Here is an 8901-nt window from a genome sequence, read left to right on the forward strand (position 1 = left end):
GGCCAGCCGCAGCAGCACGGCCCGGCCCGCGGGCCCGCCCGCTCCGGCCACCGCGATCACCGCGCCGTTGAGCGCCCCGTTCCCCATGGTCCTCGCCTCCTGAGCCACTTCGGTGCTGCGGTCGCTCACGCGGCGATCCGCTCGGCGCTCTCCGCGGTGATGCCCTTGGTCGAGGCGATCACGTTCTTGAGCTTCTTGGAGAGTGCCTCATAGAACATGCTCAGCGGAAACTCGTCCGGAAGCACGTCATCCACGAGTTTCCGCGGCGGCTGGCTCAGGTCCAGCGCGTCGGGGCCCTTGGCCCACTTGGAGCCCGGGTGCGGGGCGAGGTACGTGGCGACCAGCTCGTAGGCCTTGAACCAGTGGACGAGCTTGGGGCGGTCGATGCCGGCGCGGTAGAGGTCCTCGATCTCGGCGCACAGCTGGTTGGTGACCTCGGGGGCGCGCCGCCAGTCGATGTGCAGTTTGTTGTCGGTCCAGCGGACGACGTCGTGCTTGTGCAGGTAGGCGAAGAGGAGCTGGCCGCCGAGTCCGTCGTAGTTGCGGACGCGTTCGCCGGTGACCGGGAAGCGGAACATGCGGTCGCAGAGGACCGCGTACTGCACGTCACGGGCCTGCGGGACGCCGTCGGCCTCCAGCCTCACGGCCTCCTTGAAGGCGGTGAGGTCGCAGCGCAGCTCTTCGAGGCCGTACATCCAGAACGGCTGGCGCTGCTTGATCATGAACGGGTCGAAGGGCAGGTCGCCGTGGCTGTGGGTGCGGTCGTGGACCATGTCCCACAGGACGAAGGCCTCCTCGCAGCGCTTCTGGTCGTCGACCATGGTGGCGACGTCCTCGGGCAGTCGCATGCCCAGGATGTCGACGGCGGCCTCGGTCACCCGGCGGAAGCGGGCGGCCTCGCGGTCGCAGAAGATACCGCCCCAGGAGAATCGTTCCGGCGCCTGGCGTACGGCGATGGTCTCCGGGAAGAGCACGGCCGAGTTGGTGTCGTAGCCGGACGTGAAGTCCTCGAAGGTGATGCCGCAGAACAGCGGGTTGTCGTAGCGGGTCGCCTCCAGCTCGGCCAGCCAGTCGGGCCAGACCATGCGCAGGACGACCGCTTCGAGGTTGCGGTCCGGGTTGCCGTTCTGCGTGTACATCGGGAAGACAACCAGGTGCTGGAGCCCGTCCTGGCGGTTCGCGGCGGGCTGGAAGGCCAGCAGCGAGTCGAGGAAGTCGGGCACCTGGAAGTCGGCGGCGGCCCATTCCGCCAGATCCCTGACGAGTGCCGCGTGATAGGCCGCGTCTTGCGGGAGCAAGGGGGAGAGCTCCTCCACGGCGCCGATCACCTGCTGCACGGCGGAGTCGACGTCAGCGCGGTCCGGCACACCCTCGCTCGCGAAGTCGATCGATCCGTCCTTCGCCTGCCATGGCCGGATCCGTTCCACGGCATCCTTGAGCACGGGCCATGCCGGATGCTCCACCACCCTGGCCGCGGGACGAACCCGCTCCTCAAAACCCACCTGCACAAGAATTTCCGTCATGTCCCATCCTCCACGGGAGAACCTCGCGTATGGACACCGTATGCGTTCGTGGTTTCTCCTAGCAAGGCAAGGCTCCGCAAATTATCCTGCACCCCTCGTTCGTCACCGCTCTTTTTCCTGCCGGACACAAAGAGGGCGATTACTTCCGCCGTGGCGGGGAAGGCGGACGGGCGTCTGCGACCGAGGGCCGGTTTCGGTCAATGGCCACCGGACTCGCCCACGGCCGAGTGACGGCGACGCACAGGACGTTCCAGGTACGCCCCGGCCGTCACCCTCAATCCCCCGTGAACGCGCGGGTACATCCCCGGGCCCGGCCGTTAGGCTGCGGCTCTGCCGCGTGGACGCCGGTGTCCGGCCGCGCCCACGCGCGCGTGCCGAGCCGCCGTCGACGGAAGCGAGTTGAACCTTGAACTTCCTTACCATCGGTCACCGCGGAGTCATGGGTCTCGAACCCGAGAACACTCTCCGTTCCTTCGTCGCCGCCGAGCAGGGCGGCCTCGATGTCATCGAACTCGATCTGCATCTGAGCAGGGACGGCGCCCTCGTCGTCATGCACGACGCCGACGTGGACCGTACGACCGACGGGACCGGTCCGATCGCCGAGCGGACCCTCGGCGAGCTGCGCACCCTGGACGCGGGCCGCGGCGAGCACGTACCCACCTTCGAGGAGGTGCTGGACGCCGTCCGGTCACCGCTCCAGGCCGAGATCAAGGACCTGGCGGCGGCACGGGCGCTGGCCGAGGTCATGCACCGGCGGGACCTGGTCGGACGGGTCGAGGTGTCCTCGTTCCACGACGAGGCGATCACCGAGATCACCCGCCTGGTGCCCGGCGTACGGACCGCGCTGATCGCCAGCCGCTTCGGCCCCGACGTGGTGGAGCGGGCCACCGAGGCCGGTGCCGAAACGGTCTGCCTGAACATCCGCAGGCTGACCCTGGAGGTCGTCGAGGCGGCCCGCAAGGCGGACCTGAAGATCATCGGCTGGGTGGTGAACACCCAGGACCAACTGCGGCTCGTACGCGCCCTGGGGCTGGACGGCGCGACGACCGACTACCCGGAGATCAAACGCACGGGCCGCTTCACGGCGTAGCCGACTGAACGGCCGTAAGAATTACGCGAGTTCCTTGACCAGCAGCTCGAACTGCAGGTCGTCGCGCTGCGGAATGCCGAACCGCTCGTCGCCGTACGGGAACGGGGTCATCCGGCCCGTACGGCGATAGCCGCGGCGCTCGTACCAGGCGATGAGGTCGTTCCGTACGGAGATCACGGTCATGTGCATCTCCCGCACACCCCAGGACTCCCTGGCCGCGCGCTCCGCCTCCGCGATGATGACCTTGCCGAGGCCGCCGCCCTGGAGCTGCGGGCTGACCGCGAACATCCCGAAGTAGGCGTGGTCACCGCGGTGTTCGAGCTGGCAGCAGGCGACGACCCGGCCGTCGCGTTCGACGACCAGCAGTCGGCTGTCGGGCGACTTGATGACCGCGAGCACGCCCTCGGGGTCGGTCCGCTGCCCTTCGAGGATGTCCGCCTCGGTGGTCCATCCGGCCCGGCTGTCGTCACCCCGGTAGGCCGACTCGATCAGCCCGACCAGGGCGTCCGCATCGGCGTCGGTGGCGTCGCGGAAGGTCAGTCCGGTGGCGGCGGTGTCCATGGTGCACAACTCCGATCAGGGGCGCGGCTCGGGCAGAGACGAGAGTAACGCGACCCCGGGGGCTAGGCTCCGGCCGCATGGTGCACGTACTGAGCAGCCGTATCCTGCTGCGCCCGACCGATCCCGAACGCTCCCGAGTCTTCTACGGTGAGCAACTGGGGCTGCCCGTCTACCGGGAGTTCGGCACGGGGGTGGAACGCGGGACCGTCTACTTCCTCGGCGGCGGCTTCCTGGAGGTCGCCGGCCGCTCCGACACCCCGCCCTCCCCCGCCGTGTGGCTGTGGTTGCAGGTCGCGGACGCGGGGGCCGCGCACGAGGAGCTGCGGGCGAAGGGGGTCGAGATCGTACGGCCGCCGGTGAAGGAGCCCTGGGGGCTGGTGGAGATGTGGGTGGCGGATCCGGACGGGACGCGGATCGTGCTGGTGGAGGTGCCCGCGGATCATCCGCTGCGGTATCGGCCGGGAATCTAGGTCTACGGCGGCCAGGGCACCCCTCGATGCCGGATGGCCGGGGTCGCGGCCCGGGCTTAGCGTGCTGGGAGGGGAGCTTTCTGCGAAAGGAACGCCATGAAGCTCGACAGGCCGGTGACCGGTGGGCCCTGCTGGACCGAGCTGGGGACCAGTGATCTGGAGGCGGCCAAGCGGTTCTACTCGGACGTGTTCGGCTGGCGTCCGGAGACCGATCCCCGGCAGGAGGCAGGCGGTTACACCGTCGCGCACATCGGGGACGCGGCGGTCGCCGCGCTGACGCCGCTGTTCCAGGAGTCGCAACCGGTGGCGTGGAACGTGTCGTTCGCGGTGGCGGACGCCGACGCGACCGCGGAGAAGGTGCGCGCGGCGGGCGGGACGCTGCTGATGGAGCCGATCGACGTGTTCGACATCGGACGCTTCACGGTCGCCATGGATCCGGGCGGCGCCGCGTTCCAGACGTGGCAGGCGCGGACCTTCCCGGGCGCCGGGCTGTTCAACGCGCCCGGCGCGCTGGGCTGGGTGGAGCTGCTGACGCGGGCGCCCGAGCGGGCGCAGACCTTCTACACGGCGGTGTTCGGCTGGACCGTCCGCCCCTCGGAGCACTACCCGCAATGGGGCATCGACGGCGCCGACTTCGGCGGCATGATGACGATGGACGAGAAGTTCCCGCCGGAGGTGCCCCCGCACTGGCTCCCGTACTTCGCCGTTGCGGACGTCGACACCACCGCTGCCGCGGCGACGGAGGCGGGCGGCACCGTCCTCATGGAACCCACGTCCATCGGCGACGTACGGCGGATCGCGGTGTTGCGGGATCCGCAGGGGGCGATGTTCGGGGTGTATGCGGAGGCCGGGGAGGGCTGAGGCGGCGCCTTGCGCTGAAGTGCGCTCCAGCTCCTAGCCTCGTACGCACGACCTGCCTGAGGGGGAACTGATCGTGCGTTACACACTGTTCGGCAAGACCGGTCTGCGGGTGAGCGAGCTGAGCCTCGGCGCGATGGTCATGGGCGAGGACCCTGACCACGGCTCCGACAAGAAGACCAGCGCCCGGCTCCTGGACGCCTACGCCGACGCGGGCGGCAACTTCGTCGACACGGCGGACATCTACTCGGGCGGCGACTCGGAGCGGATCCTGGGCGAGCTGCTGGAGGGGCGGCGCGAGGAGTTCGTGCTGGCCAGCAAGTACACGTGCGGGACCCGCACGGGGGACGTCAACTCGGCCGGCAACCACCGCAAGAACCTGGTGCAGTCGGTGGAGGCGAGTCTGGAGCGGCTGCGCACGGAACGGCTCGACGTCCTGTGGGTGCACGCCCGCGACAACTTCACCCCGGTCGACGAGGTGATGCGGGCGCTCGACGACCTCGTCCGCACCGGCAAGGTGCTGTACGTCGGCGTCTCGGACTGGCCCGCGTGGGAGATCGCTCAGGCCAACACCCTTGCGGAGCTTAGGGGTTGGACCGCGTTCGCCGGTTCGCAGCTGCGCTACAACCTGCTGGAGCGGACGCCGGAGCGCGAACTGCTCCCGCAGGCCCGGGCGTTCGGCCAGGCGGTGCTGGCGTGGGCGCCGCTGGCGGCCGGAAAGCTCACCGGCAAGTACCGCCGGGGTGAGGCGGGCCGGCTCGACAGCTGGGACGACAAGCCGAACCCGCAGGAGGAGGACGTCATCACCGCCGTCCTGGAGATCGCCGAACAGGGCGGCTGGAGTCCGGCTCAGGTCGCGCTGGCCTGGCTGCTGGGCCGGCCCGGCAACGTCGTCCCGATCGTCGCGGCCACCAAGGAGCACCAACTCGCCGACAACCTCGGCAGCGTCGACGTCCGCCTCGACGCCGACGCCGTCGCGCGACTCGACGAGGTGAGCGCGGTGACGCTCGGCTTCCCGCACGACTTCGTACAGGAGTCGGCCGTCGTCCGGACCGTCTACGGCGACCGCTGGGCCGACATCGACGACCGACGCTCCACGTATCGCCGTACGGCGCGGGACGTTCTCTGACGTGGCCGTGGCGGCCACCGGCGCTGGAGGTCAGGCCAGCGGTGTCACCGTCACCTGGTCGATCACGGGGGCGTACGCGGAGCGTTGACCGAACTGGTTCCTGGACCGGCCGTCGTGGTCCGGCAGTTCGTCGGCGGTGAGGGTGAGGATGTTGGTGCCCTCGTCGAGGGTGACGGGGACGGTCAGGTCGTGGAAGTTGTTGAAGTGGAAGGTGGTGGGGAACAGGACGCGCCGCGGGGCGGCCCCGTTGACCGCGATGTCCGCGTGGCGGCAGACCGGGTCCGGGTTGTAGTGGGTGGCGGGCGCCTGCTCGCCGTTGGAGTAGCGGATGGTGAGCGCGTGGCGGCCGACCCGTTGCGCCGTCACGGTGAGGGTGAGTGCGTTCCCGGGTCCGCCGCCGATGCCGTCGACCGCCTTGCCGCCGCTGGCGAACGTGTGGGCGCCGGTGACCCGGGCGCTGCCGGTCGTGGTGCCCTCCTCGGCCGGGTACGTCGAGGTGGGCAGGAGGCCGCCCGACGGCCCGGTCCGGAGGCAGTCCAGGACGAGTCGGTCCGACGTGGCGGTGACGGTGACCTTGTTGATGCCTGAGGTGAGGAAGAGGGGCGCGGAGGATCGCTCAACCGTCCCCACGCTCTCACCGTTGATCGTCAACTCGCCCTCCCCGGGGCCGATCCGGTCGACGGTCACCGTCGCCTCCCCGTCGTCCGCCGCGTGTACCCAGAAGGTGGCGGTGCCGCCCCGCGGCAGTACGGCGACGCCGGGGCCGGAGGCTCCGCGGATCGTGCAGTCGACGCGGGCGCCACCGCCCAGGGCGGCGAACTCGGCGTCGTACAGCGCGGATCCGGTCGCCCGGTCGTCGCGGAGGGCGAGGTCGAGCTTGTCGACGACCGCGTCGCCCCGCGTCACACCGAGGTCGGGGTCCTTGGCGGCGAGGGTGATCGTGTGCGCGCCGGCGGTCAGTTCGACCTGGGTGTCGGTGTGTCCCCACACGGCCCACTTGTAGCCGAGCGGCAGCCTGAGTTCGCGCGGATGGCGGCCGTCGACACGGAGGAAGACGTTGGTGGGTCCCTGCTCGCGCACCGCGTCGGCCAGGTTGTACGAGTTGGCGAAGACGCTCACGTCGTACGTCCCGTCCTGCGGGACCTCGACCGAGAAGGCGAGCACGCCGTCGGAACCGGTGCGGAGTCCGCCCACGTGGTAGCCGGTCGAGGTGGCGAACTTGTCGACGTCGGACGGGGACCCCTCGGGCCCGTTCAGCGAACGGCCGCCACCGAGGTAGGTCGCGTCCTCGGCCTGGTACGTCCGCCGCCAGCGGACCGAGGGCGGCAGCGCCACGGCACCCAGGCCGCCCGGGGACAGGATCACCTGGTAGGCCGACATCTCCTCCAGGTCCGTCAGACGCAGCGTCACTTTCCCGTCCACGACCGGGAGTTCACGGTCGGCGAGCCGCAACGGCTGTTCGGCGGCGCCGACTTGGCCCGTCCAGGGGATCTCCAGGAGCCGCGCGTGAACGGTCGTACCGAAGACCTCTGGGTCGACGTGCTCGAACACCACGTCCACCGAACCGCCCGCGCCGCCGAACAGCGCCCGCGCCTGCCGCTTGCCCCGGTCGAGCGCGGCGACGCCCTGGAGCGTGTACTGCACGTTCGGGTGGGGCGCGGTGACCCGGACGGTGTTGCCCGTGAACTGGCCGTAGGCGTTGAACAGCCACCACTGTCCGTTGCCCTTGTTCGCCTCGACCGCCGAGTCGTTGAGGTTGCCGTCGATGTTCCAGTACGCCATGTCGGCGTCGACCTTGGACTCCTCGATCGCGGCGATCCACTGGATCATCTGCCCCGGGACGGACAAGTGGTAGTTGTGGGCGTACTCGTTGATGTTGACGGGGAGCGGGCCGATTCCCAACTCCCGTTCCAGGGCACGGTACTTAGCGACGTTCGTGCGGATCTCGTCCGGCGAGGACAGTTCGTGCCAGGTGACGACGTCGGGCAGTACGCCCTCGGCCTTGGCGAACTCCAGGAAGCCCTTGACCTCGTCGTACAGTTCGCAGGTGTTGGGGCCGGCGATGCGGGCGCCGGGGTCGAGGTCCTTGATCAGGCGGTGGATGTCCCGCCAGGCGGCGAAGTAGGCACGCGGGTCGGTGCGCCAGGAGGTCCCGTCGTAGCTCCACTCCCCCGTGCCGAACATGTTGCCCTCGGGCTCGTTGAACGGGACGTACACGACATGGGACCGGTACGCGCCGAGGGTCAGTACCTGTTCGACGTGCCTGCGGACGCGCGAGGTGAAGTCGGCGAGGCGCTCGGGTCCGGTGGCGCCGGGCCATTCGTAGGGGAAGCCTCGGTAGATGTCGGTCAGGTAGACGTAGACGTCCTTGCCGCCCGCCTCGACGAAGGGGCGCAGCATCTCCAGGGCGTCGGCGCCCGGGTGCTGGGTGCCGTCCTGGGCCTTGGTGGAGACCGTGCGGACGTACATGCCCTCGACGACGTTGCGGCTGGGGACACCGTCGCCGTAGAGACCGTAGAGCGTGCCGCTCGCGCCTCCGTGGAAGGGGCCCGTGTCGGTGCCGAGGTCGATGGTGAGCTTCCCAGAGGTGGGGGCGGCGGAGGCTTCGGCTGCCACGGCATCAATCCCTTGTTCGACATGTCGTACGCCAGTCGGCGTCCCGAACCGACCTGGTCGAACGTAGGGAGATCACCCGGCTCGCGTCAACGGTCAGCCACCGCTCGCCCACGGCGGCTCAGACGCGCAGCACTCCCATCCTGCCTTCCAGCTGGACCAGCAACTCGCCGAGCAAGGTGGCCAGTTCGCCCTGTCCGGGGGTGTCCAGACCCGCGAGCACGGTGGTCTCGTAGGCGAGCTGCTCGGGCAGGATCGCGTCGACGAGCTCGCGGCCGGTGTCCGTCAGACGGACGTGCGCGACGCGGCGGTCGCGGGTGTCGCCGCGGCGCTCGACCAGGCCGCGTTCGGTCAGCTGCTTGAGGCGCTTGGTGACGGCGGCACCCGAGGAAAACGTCTCCCGGGTCAGCTCGCTCGGCGTCAGCTCGTGCCCGGTGCGGCGGAGCGCGCCGAGCAGGTCGAACTCGGGACGGCTGAGCCCGGCCCGGCGCAACGGCGCGTCCTCGGCCTGCTGCAGCAGGGCGGCACACCGGTTGATCCGGCCGATGATCTCCATCGGCCCGGTGTCGAGCTCGGGGTGCACGGCCTGCCACTGCCCGACGACGGCGGCGACGGTGTCGTGGCAGGGCGCGCCCGGCGAGGGGGTGCTCGGGGCAG

At 70.0% G+C, this 8901-nt stretch carries 8 protein-coding genes; 4 read left to right on the plus strand and 4 right to left on the minus strand.

Going from position 1 to position 8901, the window contains the following annotated elements:
• Nucleotides 1–125: 125 nt before the first annotated feature.
• Nucleotides 126–1523: a DUF6421 family protein gene (locus tag R6V09_RS38795; RefSeq protein WP_317886176.1), complete on the minus strand. Its 1398-nt coding sequence runs from the start codon at nt 1521–1523 to the stop codon at nt 126–128.
• A 406-nt stretch (nt 1524–1929) separates the two neighbouring features.
• Between R6V09_RS38795 and R6V09_RS38800 the strand changes: the two genes are divergently transcribed.
• Complete coding sequence (locus R6V09_RS38800) at nt 1930–2613, plus strand: glycerophosphodiester phosphodiesterase (RefSeq protein WP_317886177.1); 684 nt, start codon at nt 1930–1932, stop codon at nt 2611–2613.
• Nucleotides 2614–2634: 21 nt separating this feature from the next.
• Here the strand turns inward: R6V09_RS38800 and R6V09_RS38805 are convergent, their stop codons facing one another.
• Nucleotides 2635–3174: a GNAT family N-acetyltransferase gene (locus tag R6V09_RS38805; protein WP_317886178.1), complete on the minus strand. Its 540-nt coding sequence runs from the start codon at nt 3172–3174 to the stop codon at nt 2635–2637.
• Between the two features lie 77 nt (nt 3175–3251).
• On the opposite strand from R6V09_RS38805, the gene R6V09_RS38810 reads away from it, so the two are divergent.
• The 3 genes from R6V09_RS38810 to R6V09_RS38820 all read left to right on the plus strand — a co-directional run bounded on the left by R6V09_RS38810 (nt 3252) and on the right by R6V09_RS38820 (nt 5631).
• Nucleotides 3252–3644, plus strand: coding sequence for a VOC family protein (locus R6V09_RS38810; RefSeq protein WP_317886179.1), 393 nt, complete (start codon nt 3252–3254; stop codon nt 3642–3644).
• A gap of 96 nt (nt 3645–3740) precedes the next feature.
• Entirely contained in the window at nt 3741–4505 is a 765-nt protein-coding gene (locus R6V09_RS38815) for a VOC family protein (RefSeq protein ID WP_317886180.1), read from the plus strand.
• A 73-nt stretch (nt 4506–4578) separates the two neighbouring features.
• On the plus strand, nt 4579–5631 hold the full coding sequence (locus tag R6V09_RS38820) for an aldo/keto reductase (protein ID WP_317886181.1): 1053 nt from the start codon (nt 4579–4581) through the stop codon (nt 5629–5631).
• A 30-nt stretch (nt 5632–5661) separates the two neighbouring features.
• Here the strand turns inward: R6V09_RS38820 and R6V09_RS38825 are convergent, their stop codons facing one another.
• Both R6V09_RS38825 and R6V09_RS38830 read right to left on the minus strand, forming a co-directional pair.
• On the minus strand, nt 5662–8247 hold the full coding sequence (locus tag R6V09_RS38825) for a cellulosome protein (RefSeq protein ID WP_317886182.1): 2586 nt from the start codon (nt 8245–8247) through the stop codon (nt 5662–5664).
• Between the two features lie 118 nt (nt 8248–8365).
• Nucleotides 8366–8901: MarR family winged helix-turn-helix transcriptional regulator (locus tag R6V09_RS38830; protein ID WP_317886183.1), on the minus strand; the 536-nt coding region annotated here is incomplete at its 5' end.

Origin of the sequence: Streptomyces sp. W16 (genome assembly GCF_033194735.1) — a bacterium.
In the GTDB taxonomy this organism is placed as follows: Bacteria; Actinomycetota; Actinomycetes; order Streptomycetales; family Streptomycetaceae; genus Streptomyces.

Excerpts from the sequence above, each read along its gene's own strand:
- R6V09_RS38795 (WP_317886176.1), bottom strand. The coding sequence starts at position 1,523 with ATGACGGAAATTCTTGTGCAGGTGGGTTTTGAGGAGCGGGTTCGTCCC.
- R6V09_RS38815 (WP_317886180.1), top strand. The coding sequence starts at position 3,741 with ATGAAGCTCGACAGGCCGGTGACCGGTGGGCCCTGCTGGACCGAGCTG.
- R6V09_RS38805 (WP_317886178.1), bottom strand. The coding sequence starts at position 3,174 with ATGGACACCGCCGCCACCGGACTGACCTTCCGCGACGCCACCGACGCC.
- R6V09_RS38810 (WP_317886179.1), top strand. The coding sequence starts at position 3,252 with ATGGTGCACGTACTGAGCAGCCGTATCCTGCTGCGCCCGACCGATCCC.